The 16,753-nt window shown below is 58.6% G+C and carries 7 protein-coding genes; all 7 read left to right on the top strand.

Annotation, left to right across the window (positions count from 1 at the left end; genetic code table 11):
• Positions 1–11: 11 nt before the first annotated feature.
• Positions 12–3,062 (top strand): formate dehydrogenase-N subunit alpha, encoded by a 3,051-nt coding sequence (gene fdnG / locus USG84_RS20610; protein ID WP_266179929.1) that lies wholly within the window; start codon positions 12–14, stop codon positions 3,060–3,062.
• Between the two features lie 12 nt (positions 3,063–3,074).
• Complete coding sequence (gene fdxH, locus USG84_RS20615; protein WP_003861960.1) at positions 3,075–3,977, top strand: formate dehydrogenase subunit beta; 903 nt, start codon at positions 3,075–3,077, stop codon at positions 3,975–3,977.
• Entirely contained in the window at positions 3,974–4,609 is a 636-nt protein-coding gene (gene fdoI, locus USG84_RS20620) for a formate dehydrogenase cytochrome b556 subunit (RefSeq protein ID WP_010436852.1), read from the top strand. The genes fdxH and fdoI overlap by 4 nt, the downstream gene beginning before the upstream one ends.
• On the top strand, positions 4,606–5,535 hold the full coding sequence (fdhE, locus tag USG84_RS20625) for a formate dehydrogenase accessory protein FdhE (protein WP_061096528.1): 930 nt from the start codon (positions 4,606–4,608) through the stop codon (positions 5,533–5,535). Before fdoI ends, fdhE begins: the two co-directional genes overlap by 4 nt.
• A gap of 201 nt (positions 5,536–5,736) precedes the next feature.
• A complete protein-coding gene (locus USG84_RS20630) occupies positions 5,737–7,422 on the top strand; it encodes a ShlB/FhaC/HecB family hemolysin secretion/activation protein (protein ID WP_151412540.1) in 1,686 nt (561 codons plus the stop codon).
• A 2-nt stretch (positions 7,423–7,424) separates the two neighbouring features.
• Positions 7,425–7,937: a toxin-activating lysine-acyltransferase gene (locus tag USG84_RS20635; RefSeq protein ID WP_151412541.1), complete on the top strand. Its 513-nt coding sequence runs from the start codon at positions 7,425–7,427 to the stop codon at positions 7,935–7,937.
• Between the two features lie 19 nt (positions 7,938–7,956).
• A complete protein-coding gene (locus tag USG84_RS20640) occupies positions 7,957–16,512 on the top strand; it encodes a hemagglutinin repeat-containing protein (protein WP_320738439.1) in 8,556 nt (2,851 codons plus the stop codon).
• Positions 16,513–16,753 lie beyond the last annotated feature (241 nt).

The raw sequence follows: 16,753 nt of genomic DNA on the forward strand, positions 1-16,753 counted from the left end.
AGGAGTGACCCATGCAGGTCAGCAGAAGGCAGTTCTTTAAGATCTGCGCTGGCGGTATGGCAGGCACCACGGCAGCGGCACTGGGCTTTGCGCCTGGCGTAGCGCTGGCGGAAACGCGGCAGTACAAACTGCTGCGTACCCGCGAAACCCGTAACACCTGTACGTACTGCTCCGTCGGCTGTGGGCTGTTAATGTATAGCCTCGGCGACGGTGCGAAAAACGCCAAAGCGTCTATTTTCCATATCGAAGGCGACCCGGACCATCCGGTCAACCGCGGCGCGCTGTGCCCGAAAGGGGCCGGTCTGGTGGACTTTATCCACTCCGAAAGCCGTCTGAAATTCCCGGAATATCGCGCGCCTGGCTCCGACAAATGGCAGCAAATCAGCTGGGAAGAGGCGTTTGACCGCATCGCAAAACATATTAAAGAAGACCGCGATGCCAACTTTATTGAGAAGAACGCCGACGGCGTTACGGTTAACCGCTGGCTCTCCACCGGGATGCTGTGTGCTTCTGCCTCCAGCAACGAAACCGGCTATTTAACCCAGAAATTCACGCGCGCACTCGGTATGCTCGCGGTCGACAACCAGGCGCGTGTCTGACACGGACCAACGGTAGCAAGTCTTGCTCCAACATTTGGTCGCGGTGCGATGACCAACCACTGGGTCGACATCAAGAACGCCAACCTCATTGTGGTGATGGGCGGTAACGCCGCTGAAGCGCACCCTGTCGGGTTCCGCTGGGCGATGGAAGCCAAAATCCACAACGGTGCGAAACTGATTGTGATCGATCCCCGCTTTACGCGTACTGCGTCAGTGGCGGATTTCTACACCCCTATTCGTTCAGGTACTGACATCACTTTCCTGTCGGGCGTACTGCTGTACCTGATGACTAACGAAAAATATAACCGCGAGTACACCGAAGCCTATACCAACGCCAGCCTGATCGTGCGTGAGGATTACCACTTCGAAGATGGCCTGTTCAGCGGTTATGACGCGGAAAAACGCAAGTACGACAAAACCAGCTGGAACTACGAGCTGGATGAGAAAGGCTTTGCGAAGCGCGATACCACTCTGCAACACCCGCGCTGCGTGTGGAACCTGCTGAAAGAGCACGTTTCCCGCTACACGCCGGACGTTGTTGAGAACATCTGCGGCACGCCGAAGGCGGACTTCCTGAAGGTCTGCGAGCTGATCGCGGAGACCAGCGCGAAGGACAAAACCGCGTCGTTCCTGTATGCGCTCGGCTGGACGCAGCACTCCATCGGCGCGCAGAACATCCGTACCATGGCAATGGTGCAGCTGCTGCTCGGCAACATGGGGATGGCAGGCGGCGGCGTGAACGCCCTGCGCGGTCACTCCAACATTCAGGGTCTGACCGACCTCGGCCTGCTGTCCCAGAGCCTGACGGGCTACATGAACCTGCCAAGCGAGAAACAGCCTGACCTGCAGACCTACCTGACGGCCAGCACGCCAAAACCGCTGCTCGAAGGCCAGGTGAACTACTGGGGCAACTATCCGAAGTTCTTCGTCTCGCTGATGAAAGCCTTCTACGGCGACAAAGCGACGGCGGAAAACAGCTGGGGCTTTGACTGGCTGCCGAAGTGGGACAAAGGTTACGACGTTCTCCAGTACTTTGAGATGATGCACCAGGGCCAGGTCAACGGCTATATCTGCCAGGGCTTTAACCCGGTGGCGTCGTTCCCGAACAAGAACAAGGTTGTCGAATCTCTGTCGAAGCTGAAGTTCCTGGTCACGATTGACCCGCTCAACACCGAGACCTCGACCTTCTGGCAGAACCATGGCGAATCGAACGACGTCGATCCGTCGAAGATTCAGACCGAAGTGTTCCGCCTGCCGTCCACCTGCTTCGCGGAAGAGAACGGTTCTATCGTTAACTCCGGCCGCTGGCTGCAGTGGCACTGGAAAGGCGCGGACGCCCCGGGCATCGCCATGAACGACGGCGAGATCCTGGCCGGTATTTTCTTACGCCTGCGTAAGATGTACGCGGCAGAAGGCGGCGCGAACCCTGAGCCTGTGCTGAACATGACGTGGAACTACTCGACGCCGGAAAACCCTGCGCCGGAAGAAGTGGCGATGGAGAGCAACGGCAAGGCGCTGGCGGACGTTATCGACCCGGCTACCGGCGCGGTTCTGGCGAAGAAAGGCGATCAGCTCAGTACCTTCGCACACCTGCGCGATGACGGTACCACGTCAAGCGGCTGCTGGATCTTTGCCGGTAGCTGGACGCCGAAAGGCAACCAGATGGCCAACCGCGATAATGCCGACCCGTCGGGCCTTGGCAATACGCTGGGCTGGGCATGGGCGTGGCCGCTTAACCGCCGCATCCTCTATAACCGTGCCTCCGCTGACCCGCAGGGCAACCCGTGGGATCCGAAGCGTCAGCTTCTGAAGTGGGACGGCGCGAAATGGGGCGGCGTGGATATTCCGGACTACAGCACCGCCGCACCGGGCAGCGACGTCGGGCCGTTTATCATGCAGCCTGAAGGGATGGGGCGCCTGTTTGCTATCGACAAGATGGCGGAAGGGCCGTTCCCGGAACACTACGAGCCGTTTGAAACGCCGCTGGGCACCAACCCGCTGCACCCGAACGTGGTCTCTAACCCGGCAGCCCGTATCTTCAAGGGTGACTTTGAAGCGCTGGGTAAAAAGGACAAGTTCCCGTACGTGGGCACCACTTATCGTCTGACCGAACACTTCCACTACTGGACCAAGCACGCGCTGCTTAACGCCATCGCGCAGCCGGAACAGTTTGTGGAGATCGGCGAGAAGCTGGCGAACAAGCTCGGCATTGCCCATGGCGATACCGTGAAAGTCTCTTCCAACCGCGGCTACATCAAGGCCAAGGCGGTGGTGACCAAGCGCATTCGCACGCTGAACGTTCACGGTCAGCAGGTAGATACCATCGGTATTCCGATTCACTGGGGCTATGAGGGCGTGGCGAAGAAAGGGTTCATTGCGAACACCCTGACGCCGTTTGTCGGCGATGCGAACACGCAAACGCCGGAGTTTAAGGCCTTCCTCGTGAACGTGGAAAAGGTGTAACGGAGACGACTTATGGCTTATCAATCTCAAGACATTATCCGTCGTTCCGCGACTAACGGTTTCACGCCCGCGCCTCAGGCGCGGGACCACCAGCAGGAAGTGGCGAAGCTTATCGACGTGACCACCTGTATCGGCTGTAAAGCCTGTCAGGTAGCCTGTTCAGAGTGGAACGACATCCGTGACGAAGTGGGTCACAACGTCGGGGTGTACGACAACCCGGCGGACCTGACCGCCAAGTCCTGGACGGTGATGCGTTTCTCGGAAGTGGAGCAGAACGACAAGCTGGAATGGCTGATCCGCAAAGACGGCTGTATGCACTGTGCGGATCCGGGCTGCCTGAAGGCATGTCCGTCAGAAGGGGCTATCATTCAGTATGCCAACGGCATCGTCGACTTCCAGTCCGAGCAGTGCATCGGCTGCGGCTACTGCATCGCCGGCTGTCCGTTCGACGTGCCGCGCATGAACCCGGAAGACAACCGCGTCTACAAATGTACGCTGTGCGTTGACCGCGTTAACGTGGGCCAGGAGCCTGCATGCGTGAAGACCTGCCCAACCGGCGCCATCCACTTTGGCTCTAAAGAGGATATGAAAACGCTGGCGGCAGAGCGCGTAGGCGAGCTGAAAACCCGCGGTTACGACAACGCGGGCCTGTACGATCCGGCCGGGGTTGGCGGTACGCACGTCATGTACGTATTGCACCACGCCGACAAGCCGAACCTGTATCACGGCCTGCCGGAGAACCCGGAAATCAGCGCCACCGTGAAGTTCTGGAAAGGCATCTGGAAACCGCTGGCAGCGGTAGGTTTTGCTGCCACCTTCGCAGCGAGCATCTTCCACTACGTCGGCGTTGGTCCGAACCGCGCGGAAGAGGAAGACGACAACCTGCATGAAGAGAAAGACGAGGTGCGCAAATGAGAAAACGTGACACCATCGTGCGCTACACCGCACCGGAACGCATCAACCACTGGGTCACCGCCTTCTGCTTCATGCTGGCGGCGATAAGCGGGCTGGGGTTCTTCTTCCCCTCCTTCAACTGGCTGATGCAGGTGCTGGGCACGCCGCAGCTGGCGCGCATCCTTCACCCATTCGTGGGTGTGGTGATGTTTGCCTCGTTTATCATCATGTTTTTCCGCTACTGGCACCATAACCTAATCAATCGGGATGATATCTTTTGGGCGAAGAATATTCGTAAGATCGTCGTCAACGAGGAAGTAGGTGATACCGGGCGTTATAACTTCGGCCAGAAATGCGTATTCTGGGCGGCGATTATCTTCCTGGTCCTGTTGCTGGTGAGCGGCGTGATCATCTGGCGTCCGTACTTTGCGCCTGCTTTCTCAATCCCGGTGATCCGATTTGCGCTGATGCTGCATTCATTTGCCGCAGTGGCGTTAATTGTGGTTATCATGGTGCATATTTACGCCGCCCTCTGGGTGAAAGGCACCATTACCGCGATGGTGGAAGGATGGGTAACCAGTACGTGGGCGAAGAAACATCACCCGCGCTGGTACCGTGAAGTCCGCCAGAAACAGGAAAAGTCATCTGAATGAGTATTCGCATAATCCCGCAAGATGAGCTGGGGTCGAGCGAGAAACGCACGGCGGAGTATATTCCGCCGTTGTTATTCCCCAGACTCAAGAACCTCTACAACCGCCGCGCAGAGCGTCTGCGCGAGCTGGCAGAGAACAACCCGCTGGGCGATTTTCTGCGTTTTGCCGCGCTGGTCGCCCACGCGCAGGAAGTGGTGCTGTACGACCACCCGCTGCAAATGGACCTGACCGCACGCATCAAAGAAGCCAACGCGCAGGGCAAGCCGCCGCTGGACATACACGTCCTGCCACGCGACAAGCACTGGCATAAGCTGCTGCATTCGCTGATTGCCGAGCTGAAGCCGGAGATGAGCGGCACGGCGCTGGCGGTCATTGAGAACCTGGAAAAAGCCTCCGATCAGGAGCTGGAAGAGATGGCGAGCGCGCTGTTCGCGTCCGACTTCTCGCTGGTCAGCAGCGATAAAGCGCCGTTTATCTGGGCCGCGCTGTCGCTCTACTGGGCGCAAATGGCGAGCCTGATCCCCGGTAAAGCCCGCGCCGAATACGGCGAAGCGCGCCAGTTCTGCCCGGTGTGCGGCTCAATGCCCGTCTCCAGCATGGTACAGATTGGCACCACGCAGGGGCTGCGCTACCTGCACTGCAACCTGTGTGAAACCGAGTGGCACGTGGTGCGCATCAAGTGCAGCAACTGCGAGCAGACCCGCGATCTCAACTACTGGTCGCTGGAAAATGAAGACGCGGCGGTGAAAGCCGAAAGCTGCGGCGACTGCGGAACCTACCTGAAGATTCTGTATCAGGAAAAAGACCCGAAAGTCGAAGCGGTGGCGGACGATCTCGCCTCACTGATTCTGGACGCGAAGATGGAGCAAGAGGGCTTTGCCCGCAGCTCGATTAACCCGTTCCTGTTCCCGGGTGAAGGGGAGTAGCCTCCTGTGACAGTGCCGGGCGGCGCACGCTTGCCCGGCCTGTAAATTCCCGCTTTTTTAAATCCGCCTCCCCACGTCTCAAGCCCCTGCCATAGCGCGACATTTCAGATTTTATTTAGGCGCTGCGCGTAGAAAACTCACTATTACTTCGTCACTATCCCTCGCAACAAAACATGACTATTTGTAAGGGAAAGTGTTGAAATGGAATTTCGACTGTTTACGACGGGCAGAACCGCTTTTTTCATTTGCGCTGTTCTCAGCCTTTCATCGGCGGCTGTCGCCGCACCGGCAGATGAGCAATTTATCCTTCAGCAACAGCGTCAGCAGGCTCTGGAAGCCCAGCTGACGCCGCAGGCACCGGACGTTCGCCTGCAGCCTCCCGCCGAAAAAGCCATCACCACGACATTCCCAGCCGAGACACCCTGTTTTGTTATTCACGACGTCACGCTCGCGGGACAGGAGGCATTGCCACACTGGCTTCCGCTGCAACGCCTCGCGGATCGGGCGGTGGGAAGATGCCTCGGCGCGAAAGGGATTAATCACCTCATGAGCACGCTTCAGAACCGGCTGATTTCCCACGGCTGGACGACCGCACGCGTGCTGGCCCCCGCTCAGGATATAAAAAGCGGCAATCTAAAACTGGCCGTGATACCGGGAAAAATTCGTCACGTCACCTTAACCGACAAGAGCAGCCCCTGGATTTGGCTCTACGGCGCCTTCCCGGCGCATGACGGCAATCTGCTCGATTTACGGGACATTGAACAAGGGCTTGAGAACCTCCAGCGTTTGCCCACCGTGCAGGTGGAAATGGAGATTGTTCCTGCCGAACAGCCCGGCGAGAGCGATATTGTCATTTCCCGCCAGCAGCGCAAGTTCTGGCGGCTTGGCCTGTCGCTTGACGACGCCGGTTCGTCATCAACCGGGCGCTATCAGGGTGGATTGACCCTCTCACTGGATAACCCGCTGGCGTTGAGCGATCTCTTCTGGTTTTCCATTAACCACGACCTGCAAACCGGGCCGGAGAAAGGCAACCAGAACCTCAGCGCCCACTGGTCCGTTCCGGTTGGCTGGTGGGGGTTTTCCCTGACCGGCAGCGACTACCACTATCACCAGACGGTCGCCGGACTGAGCGGTGATTACCGCTACAGCGGGAAGAGCCAGAGCCTGGCTGCCCAGATCAGCCGGGTACTGCACCGCAACAGCGCGCAAAAAACCGCATTCACCTGGGACGTTGAGAGCCGGACAACGCGAAACTACATCAGCGACACCGAAATTGAGGTTCAACGCCGCCACGTTTCCTCCTGGAAAGCAGGGCTTTCGCACCGTCACTATTTCGGCCCGGCAACGCTGGATGCGGGAATAAGCTATCAGCGCGGTACTCGCTGGTTTGGCGCGCAGCCTGCGCCTGAAGAAGTTTTCGATGAGGCCACGGCGCTGACGCGCATTCTTCGCACGGATGCCCGTCTGAGCCTGCCGTTTGAGCTGATCGACCAGCGTTTCCGCTACGACATAGCCTGGCAGCGCCAGACCAGCACCACTCCACTGACCTCGCAGGATCAATTCTCTATTGGCGGACGCTGGACAGTGCGCGGCTTTGATGGCGAACGCACCCTGAATGCCGATCGTGGCTGGCTGGTGCGAAACGATCTCTCCTGGCAAACCCCTCTCCCAGGCACCGAGTTTTATCTGGCAGCCGACTACGGCGAAGTGGCGGGTAACGGAACGGAATACCTGGCGGGAAATCATCTGGCCGGCGGCGCAGCCGGGCTACGCGGCACGTTCTGGAAAGTCGGCTTCGACCTGTTTGCAGGCGTACCATTTTCTCGCCCCGAGGGCTTCAAAACCAGCCCGGCCACCTTCGGCTTCAACCTGAATATGGATCTCTGACGATGCGATATGGCGAGTTCACGGTCCACTGTCCGTTCATGCTGGGTGAAACCCTTAACGAAGCAGAAGCGCTGGGCGCATCGGTCTGGCTCTGGATGCACTCTTTCAACCACCGGGATGCGCCGCTGCACGTGCTGCCTGTGGTTCTTCTGCCCATCATCAAACGCCAGCAGTACGTACTGGTAGAAAAAGAAGGTCGCCCGATCTTTTTTCTGAGCTGGGCGTGGATGAACGAAGAGGCTGAACGCCGCTACCTCAACGAAGCCGCAATTTTTCTGCCGGAGGAAGACTGGTGCAGCGGCGATCGCCTGTGGTTTCGCGACTTTATCGCTCCCTTTGGCCACGCGCGGGACATGTTCCGCCTGTTACGCGAAGAGATTTTCCCGCATCACATGGCCCGCTCTCTCTGGCATCGCGGTGAAGAAAAAGGACGCCGCATCAAAACGTTTTACGGCAAACGGGTCACGCGCGACGCGTTGCTGCACTGGAAAAAGACGCACCCGCTGAACGGATAAAACATAAAAGGATTTTCACATGAACAAACGCCTTTACCGTATCGTCTTTAACAAAGCTCGCGGCATGCTGATGGTGGTATCGGAGCTGGCTCGCGGCTGTTCTGGCAGCGCGCCCTCTTCCGGTATCCAACATTGCCACCAGCGGCTTATCTGCCGTATCGGGGCGATTAGCCTCAGCCTGTGGCTGGCAGGCGGAGCAGTAACGGTACAGGCCGCAGGGATTGTGGCGGATAAATCTGCACCCAATAAACAGCAGCCTACCATCATCAGCACCGCCAACGGTACGCCGCAGGTGAATATCCAGACCCCTTCAGCGGGCGGCGTTTCCCGCAATACCTTCAGTCAGTTCGACGTTGACCAGAGTGGTGTGGTTCTTAACAACTCCCATAAAAATGCCGCCACCCAGCTTGGCGGAATGGTGGCAGCCAACCCATGGCTGGCAAAAGGCGAAGCGAAAATTATCCTCAACGAGGTTAACGCCCGCGATCCGAGCCACCTTAACGGTTTTATCGAAGTGGCAGGACAAAAGGCGGACGTCGTCATCGCCAGCCCGTCGGGCATTACCTGCAACGGCTGCGGATTTATCAACGCCGGGCGCGCCACGCTCACCACAGGCACGGCGCAAATGCAGAACGGTCAGATAACGGGCTACCGGGTCGAGCAGGGTGAAATCCACATCAGCGGTAACGGAATGAACGCTACCGGGCAGAGCCACACCGATATCATTGGCCGAGCGGTGCAGATAAATGCTGCCATTCATGCACAGGATTTACGCGTTACGACCGGGCGAAACAGCGTGGATGCCGCTCATGAACAGATCGCTGCGCTCGCGGATAACGGCACGGCAAAGCCCAGCCTGGCGCTGGACGTATCGCAGGTGGGCGGCATGTACGCCGGCAAAATTCGCCTTCGCGGGACGGAAAAAGGCGTCGGCGTGCGTAATGCGGGCAATATTGGCGCAGAGGCCGGGATGGTTACTCTCTCAGCCGATGGCCGTATCGAAAACAGCGGTGCAATCTGGTCTTCCACTGACGTTGCCCTCTCCGGCAGCGCTTCCATGCAAAACAGCGGATCCATCGCGGCTCAGCGTAACGTCAGCCTGACAGGCAACACGATTGCCAGCACCGGCACGCTGGCCGCAGGCGTACAGCCGGACGGCACATTAGGCCGCGACGGCGACATAACGCTCAACGCCAGCGGAAAACTTGAGATGCATGGCCTGAACGCGGCGGGCGGAAACGTAAGCGCATCCGGGCTGGGTCTTGATGCCTCCGGGAGCCTGACGCAGGCAAAAAACATTACGCTCAATGCCGGACAAGGCGATATCAGCACCACCAGCGCGCAAATCGTCGCGAATGACCGGCTCAGCGTCACCACGTACGGCACCCTCGATAACAGCAGCGGCCTGCTTGCCGCCGACCGCGTCACGCTCACGGCGAAAAAGCTGCAAAACCAGAAAGGCCAGATAAGCCAGAGCGGAACGCAGACGCTGGAACTTAACCACCGGGACGGTATAGATAACCGCGACGGTACTATTGCCGCAAACGCCGCTGTAACCCTTAGTGCCGCCGCGCTGGATAACCGTAAAGGCCAGATCCTGGCGGCAGATGCGGGTAGCTTGTCGTTACAGACCGCGGGTGCGGCGGATAACCGCGAAGGTGTTCTGGCCGCCGCAGAAAGCGTTAGCGTGACGGCAGACCAGCTGTTCAATGACAGCGGGCTTATTAGCGCGGAAAAGGGCCGCGTCGCGCTCGCCAGCGTTAAGCCGATTACCAACGTCAGCGGACAAATCGCCGCCCGCACCACGCTGTCCCTCGAAAGCGGTGCCTTGAATAATAATTCCGGTCTTATCCAGTCCGGTTCGGCAATGTCCATCAACACGCGCGGCAATGCGATTTCAAACAAGGACACCCTCGCCACGGGGGGCATCGTCAGCTTTGGCGAGCTGGACGTTCGTGCCAGCACCATTGATAACCAGTACGGCATGCTGGCCGGTGCGCAAAAGAGCACGATTCAGGCCACCCGCGTGGATAACCGCAACGGCACACTGGCCTCTGAAGCCACCCTGCAGCTGGATGCGCTCTCCGTTGACAACCGGTTCGGTACGGTCAGCGCGACGGGAGCGCTTAATGCACGTACCGGGACGCTTGAGAATACACAGGGAACGCTGGTCTCGGGTGACGACGCACATATAGAAACCGCGCAAATCGTCAATCAGGGAGGGCTCATCGCCGCCCAACGCGATGTTACGCTGACGGCGCAACGGCTGGATAACGACGGTGGCGGTCTGGTGCAGAGCGGCGGCGATCTGACGCTGGACGTTGAGCACATCAGCAACCGCGAAAGCGGCGACACCGGCGGGCTCGTCAGCCAGGGTAACATAACGATCCAGGCCGCCGATGTGCAAAACGATACGGGAGTTGTGCTGGCGGGGAAACAGGCGACGTTAGACACTACCCGCTTTAGCAATATCGCTGGCACGCTGGTGGCGCTGGACGTGCTCACGCTTGCAACGCGCAGCGATACCGATAACCGTCAGGGAGTGATGCAGGGCAACGGCATTTTCCTGGATACACACGGATATCAGCTGGATAACCAGCAAGGCACGCTCTACAGCCTGGCGTCAATGCAGCTGGCGACTGCCATCCTGAATAACCAGAATGGCACGATTGGCGCAAAGAGCGATATCACGCTGCACGCCGCGTCGCTGGATAACCGCGCTGGCGGGCGCGTGGTCAGCGAGCAGGCGATCGCGTTAAATCTCGAACGCCTTGATAACCACGAGGGGCAAATACAATCCTTCGGTAACCTGATGGTCAACGCCGTTTCGGGGGTTATCGACAATACGCTTGGGCTGATGCGCAGCGGCGCAACGGTGACGCTCAACGCCGCCAGCCTGATCAACCGTAACACCCAGGCCGCCGAGAAAGGGATTGAGGGGCTGGATGTGGCCATCGTCAGCCAGCAGCTTGATAACGCGCAGGGAACCGTGATTTCAGGCGATACGCTGCACATCACGCACGCCGAAACCCTTAATAACGCTCAGGGCGAACTGTCCGCCGCGGGCACGCTGTCGCTGAGCGGCGCGGCTCTGCGCCTCATCAACACAGACGGCGTCTTGATTGGCGGCGAGAACGTCACGCTTGAAGCCGACTCCCTGACCGGCGATGGCCAGATCCTCTCGCTCGGCGACATGATGGTTCGCACGCAGGAGAGCTTTAACAATACGGGCGACGTCATCGCCAACGGCAGCATGACATTCACTACGCCGGGTAGCGTGACCAATAGCGGTAACCTGCTGGCAGGGGCAAAACTTGACCTCAGCGCCGCCAGCCTGCTCAATACCGCGTCCGGTGAGATTGCCGCCGGAGCGACCTGGCTGACCGTCTCCTCTTCACTCAGTAATTACGGTCTTATCGACGGCAGCCAGACATGGATCAAAGCTGACACGCTGTCCAACGTCGGAACGGGGAGACTTTATGGCGACCATCTTTCACTTCAGGCGACAACGCTCAATAACCTCGCCCAGGACGGTACGGCAGCAACCATTGCCGGACGCCAGCGCGTGGACATCGGGGCAGGGACGATCAACAACCGTGACCACGCGCTGATTTACAGCGACGGCGTGCTCGCCATCGGTGGACGCGTGGATGAAAACGGCTTTGCAACCGGACAGGCGCAAACGCTGAACAACCACAGCGCGACCATTGAATCCGCTGGTGATATGGCGCTCTCCGTTAGCCAGCTTAATAACATCAACGACCATTTCAGCACCGAGGTGGCGTGGATCTCCACGGAGCAGATCCACGAATACCAGCACAGCGGGTCGCCCAATCGCTGGAGCGCCGATGATGAAGGGGTGTTTGTCGACCACAATTCGTCCGACGACCTGCTGAACCTCAACACGCCGGACGATACCGGCGCCAACAACGACAACTTTTACGAATACAGCTACACCCGCACCGTCGAAGAGGAGGTCATCGCAGAGAGCGACCCTGGCAAAATCCTCTCCGGCGGGCAAATGACCATCAGCGCGGACCACGTTCTGAACGACAAAAGCCAGATTGTCGCGGGAGGGACGCTCGGTATTTTCGCCGATACGGTCGATAACGTCATGCCGGAAGGCAGCCGGTGGATAACAGATGCTGGCTCGGTCACACACTACAGCCGTAAAACCAAAAAAGGCGGCGACTCTCAGGGAAAAAGCACCTCGGACTATCTGCCGCCCGTGGTGATCCAGTCTATCACCCTGTCGCCGGGGAAAATGGAAGGATACAGCCAGGCCGAGGGCAGCGGCATGACCCTTTCGCCCGCCACCGCACACGTAACAGATGCCGCACTCAGTGGGACGGGTAGCCTGTCCGTCGGCGTGGACGAGGCTTCACCGGAACAGGAAAAGCTTGCTCCTGTATTACCTGCAGGCAATACGGCAGGGAAATGGATTGAAACCCCTGCCAGCGGAGCAGAGGGCGACGTGATCCGCGCAATCGCCCCTGACATCCGCCTGCCGGACAATAGCCTGTTCAACACGCTGCCAGCACCCGATGCCCGCTACCTGATCGAGACCGACCCGCGGTTCACGAACAATAAAGAGTGGCTGGGCAGCGACTATATGCAGGACGCGTTCGCGCTGGACCATGACAACATGCACAAGCGTCTTGGCGACGGCTATTACGAGCAGCGTCTGGTGCGGGAGCAGGTCATCGCGCTTACCGGCGGGCGTTACCTGGGCGATCACCGTGACGACGAAACGCAGTTCAAGGCGCTAATGGATGCCGGTATTGCCTCCGGCAAGGCGCATCAGCTTGTTCCGGGAGTAGCGCTCACCGCCGAGCAGATGGGTCTGCTGACGGAAGATATGGTTTGGCTGGTCAACACCCGCGTCCAGCTTGCGGACGGAAGCTGGCAGACGGTGATGGTGCCGCAGGTTTATATTCGCGTACAGCCGGGTGACGTTGACGGCGCTGGCGCGCTGATGGGCGGTCAGAACGTGGTGATGAACCTGAACCGCGATCTGGTCAATAGCGGCACGATCCACGGCAAGGAGAGGGTTCAGCTGAGCGCAGACTCCCTCACCAACCGCGCGGGCACCATTCACGGTGCGGATGTCAGCCTGTTGGCCCGCACGGATATTAACAACATCGGCGGCACGATCTCAGGTAACAATTCAGTGCTGGCAACCGCCGGGCGGGATATCAACCTCACCACCACGACCCGTAGCGCCAAAAGCACTGCCGGGAAAAACAGCTTTGAGCGCACCACCCTTGAGCGTGTAGCGGGCATCTACGTTCAGGCCGATGACGGCAAGCTTGTGCTTAACGCCGGGCGCGATCTCAACCTGACCGGGGCGCAGGTTGTTAACAGCGGCAGCGAGAGCCAGACGGTGCTGAACGCAGGACGTGACCTGAACCTCTCCACCGTGACTACTTCCGCCAGCGATAACCTGACCTGGGATAAAAATAACTGGCTGAAGCAGTCCACCACGCAGCAGGTGGGTAGCGAGGTGGCTGGCGGGGGCAATGTCTCGATGATGGCGGGCCGCGACGTTAGCGCTCAGGCCGTGACCGTCGAAGCGGGCAGTAGCCTTGCCGTCAGCGCAGGTCGTGACATGTCCATCACCGCCGCCATCGACAGCAGCGAATTTGAATCACACCATCAGTCCACCGGCAGCAGCGGCGCGTTCTCGAAAAAAACCGTGACAACGCACGATGTGGTAAATAGCGAGACGGCGCGGGGTTCCCTGTTCAGCGGCGAAAGCGTCACCCTGCAGGCGGGACATGATTTACGGGTTCAGGGTAGCGATTTTGTCGGAGATAACGATGTCCGGCTCGCCGCCGGAAACAACCTGACCGTCACCACCGCAGAAGAGCACGGCCAGGAGAACCATCAGCGACAGGAGAAAAAATCCGGCCTTTCCGGCACGGGCGGCATCGGTATCAGCTACGGCAGCCAGAGCCTGAAGGTAACGGATAATGAGCAGGAGGTGACCCATCGCGGCAGCACCGTCGGCTCCGTAAACGGCAATGTCTCACTCAGCGCAGGTAATGACCTGACGGTGCACGGCTCAGACCTGATCGCCGGGCAGGACATGACGCTTGCCGGGAAAAATGTCAGCATCACCGCCGCCGCGAACAGCAGCGCACAGAGCCATACCGTGGAGCAGAAGTCCTCCGGCCTGACGCTCGCCCTCTCCGGTTCCGCAGGCAGCGCGCTTAACACCAGCGTGAGCATCCTGAAACAGGCCCGGGAGACCGATAACGATCGGCTGGCCGCGCTGCAGGCGGTAAAAGGTGCATTGACTCTGGGACAGGGGGCGCAGGCGGTTCTCAGCGACCAGGCCACCGGCAACCAGGCGGGCAACGACAACACCGTCGGTATCAGCCTCTCTTACGGCAGCCAGTCCTCAACATCGACGCAGACCATGAAGGAGACCACGGCGAAAGGCAGCAGCCTCTTCGCCGGAAATAACCTTTCGGTGGTGGCGACGGACGGGGATGTGCTGGTGCAGGGCAGCCAGCTTGATGCCGGAAACGACCTGCTGCTTCAGGCCAGCCGCGACGTAAACCTCATATCGGCACAAAACACCTCAACGCTTGAAGGCAAAAATGAGAGCCACGGCGGCAGCGCGGGCATCGGGATTGGCTTTGGCTCCGGCGGTGCCGGCATCAACGTTTCCGCCAGCGTGAGCGCTGGTTATGGCAAAGAAAACGGCACCACCCTCACCCACACCGAAACCACGGTTAACGCTGGGGATACGTTCACGATTATCAGCGGCCGCGATGCGAATCTCACCGGGGCGCAGGTCAGCGGGGAGAGCGTGCTGGCCGATATCGGGCGTAATCTGACCATTACCAGCGAGCAGGACACCGACCACTACGACAGCAGCCAGAAGAACGTCAGCGCAGGCGGCAGCTTCAGCTTCGGCACCATGACCGGCTCGGGCGGCATCAGCTACAGCCGCGATAAAATGGAGAGCGATTTTGCCTCCGTACGGGAGCAGAGCGGGATATTCGCAGGCTCCGGCGGGTTTGACGTCACGGTGGGCGGCCACACCCAGCTGGACGGCGGCGTGATGGCCTCTGCGGCCACGGCGGATAAAAACCGCCTCGACACCGGCACGCTCGGCTGGCGGGATATCCATAACACAGCCGAATACAGCGTGGAGCACCAGAGCGCGGGCATCAGCACCGGCGGCAGCATTGCGGGACAGTTTGCCGGGAATATGGCAAACGGCATGCTGAGCGGGGCAGACAGCAGCGGCAGCGCGGAAGGCACCACGCGTGCTGCAGTTGAAAATGGCACGGTGATTGTCCGTGATAAAGCGAATCAGGTGCAGGACATAGCCACCCTCTCCCGCGATACGGCAAATGCAAACGGCACCATCGATACGATATTCGATAAGGAAAAAGAGCAGCGCAGGCTCGACGAGGCGCAGCTTATCAGCGACATCGGGAGCCAGGTGTCTGATATCGCCCGCACGCAGGGCGAGCTGAACGGGGAGGCACAGTCCGGCACGGGCAGCGACATCCAGCGGGCCATCCAGGCCGCCACCGCTGCGGCTCAGGGGCTGGCGGGCGGAGATATGACCGCCGCGCTGGCCGGAGCGGCTGCACCGTACGTGGCGGAGATTATCGGTCACCGGTCCGGGCTGGACGACGGGATGGAAAAAGCCGCAGCCCACGCGGTGGCCAGTGCCGTACTGGCGGCAGTGCAGGGGAAAGATGCGCTTGCAGGTGCAGCGGGTGCCGCCGCCGGAGAGCTGGCAGGCACGCTCGCGCTGGAGATGTACGGGAAAGATGTTACTGCGCTGAGCGAAAGTGAAAAGCAGACCATCAGCGCCCTGGCGACCCTCGCCGCAGGCATCGCGGGCGGGCTGACGGGCGACAGCACGGCATCTGTGGTGGCAGGGGCGCAGGCCGGGAAGACGACGGTGGAGAATAACTCGCTGGCGCATGTACTTGCTGCGGCAGAGGCGAATAAATCAGGTACGGTAGATAAGTGGCAGGAAGAGCAGCAGGCTGCGATTAAGGAGGCGTGTAGTGGGAATACGCCAATGTCCTGTCAAATGGCTGTGGCTGCAATGGGAACCGTGATGTCAGGAGGTGTTCTTCCTGAAGCGATGGTTATTTCTGGAGCTATAACTGCTGGCGCAGTTAGTGCTATCGACTTTGGTTTTAACGGTTCAGTTGATCCTAAAAATGTCATAGCAGCATACTGGACTGGAGTTTTAACCAGAAATACTGGCTACAAATCTACTGTGTTAATAAATGCGGCCAGTGGCGCTATAACTAATTCTATCGATGGAAAAAACCCATTCTTATATGGCACTATTAGTGGCGTCGGTGGTGCTATCGGTTATGGCTTAGGTAATAAAATACTTACCCCTGCTTTAGATGATTTCATTAACCCAACATGGAAAGTATTACAGTGGGATGATATTGGGGTGGGAATGTCCCAGCCCTCACATTTGAATCCTACCCCCGGTATAACAGGCACTTTCTTTGGTGGTGGTGCAGGTGAAGGATTTAATGTTTTAGTTGATCCCAATAAAAATACCGTTAATGGAGAACAATAAAAATGTTATTTTTAAAATGGCTATCATTACTGATTTTTCTTGTGCTAAGTTTTATGTTTTCATCTTTTATACTTAGTTGTTTTATATATTTAGCTGCAAAAATATATCTTTATTTTGTTCGCGATATTCCCTTTGGTACGTATCTCCCTGGCTTTTTTAGGATAATCAAAGGGTTTTCTTTTGGAGCAATCATTGCTGGCATTGGATGCTGGTATATTTATTATAAAAACGAAAAATTATA

It is taken from the genome of Enterobacter sp. 168J2 (genome assembly GCF_034107265.1).
Classification (GTDB): Bacteria; Pseudomonadota; Gammaproteobacteria; order Enterobacterales; family Enterobacteriaceae; genus Enterobacter; species Enterobacter nematophilus.

What these genes read in the sequence shown, in the direction of transcription:
- fdxH (WP_003861960.1), top strand. Translation starts at nt 3,075, where the DNA reads ATGGCTTATCAATCTCAAGACATTATCCGTCGTTCCGCGACTAACGGT.
- fdoI (WP_010436852.1), top strand. Translation starts at nt 3,974, where the DNA reads ATGAGAAAACGTGACACCATCGTGCGCTACACCGCACCGGAACGCATC.
- fdhE (WP_061096528.1), top strand. Translation starts at nt 4,606, where the DNA reads ATGAGTATTCGCATAATCCCGCAAGATGAGCTGGGGTCGAGCGAGAAA.
- USG84_RS20630 (WP_151412540.1), top strand. Translation starts at nt 5,737, where the DNA reads ATGGAATTTCGACTGTTTACGACGGGCAGAACCGCTTTTTTCATTTGC.
- USG84_RS20635 (WP_151412541.1), top strand. Translation starts at nt 7,425, where the DNA reads ATGCGATATGGCGAGTTCACGGTCCACTGTCCGTTCATGCTGGGTGAA.
- USG84_RS20640 (WP_320738439.1), top strand. Translation starts at nt 7,957, where the DNA reads ATGAACAAACGCCTTTACCGTATCGTCTTTAACAAAGCTCGCGGCATG.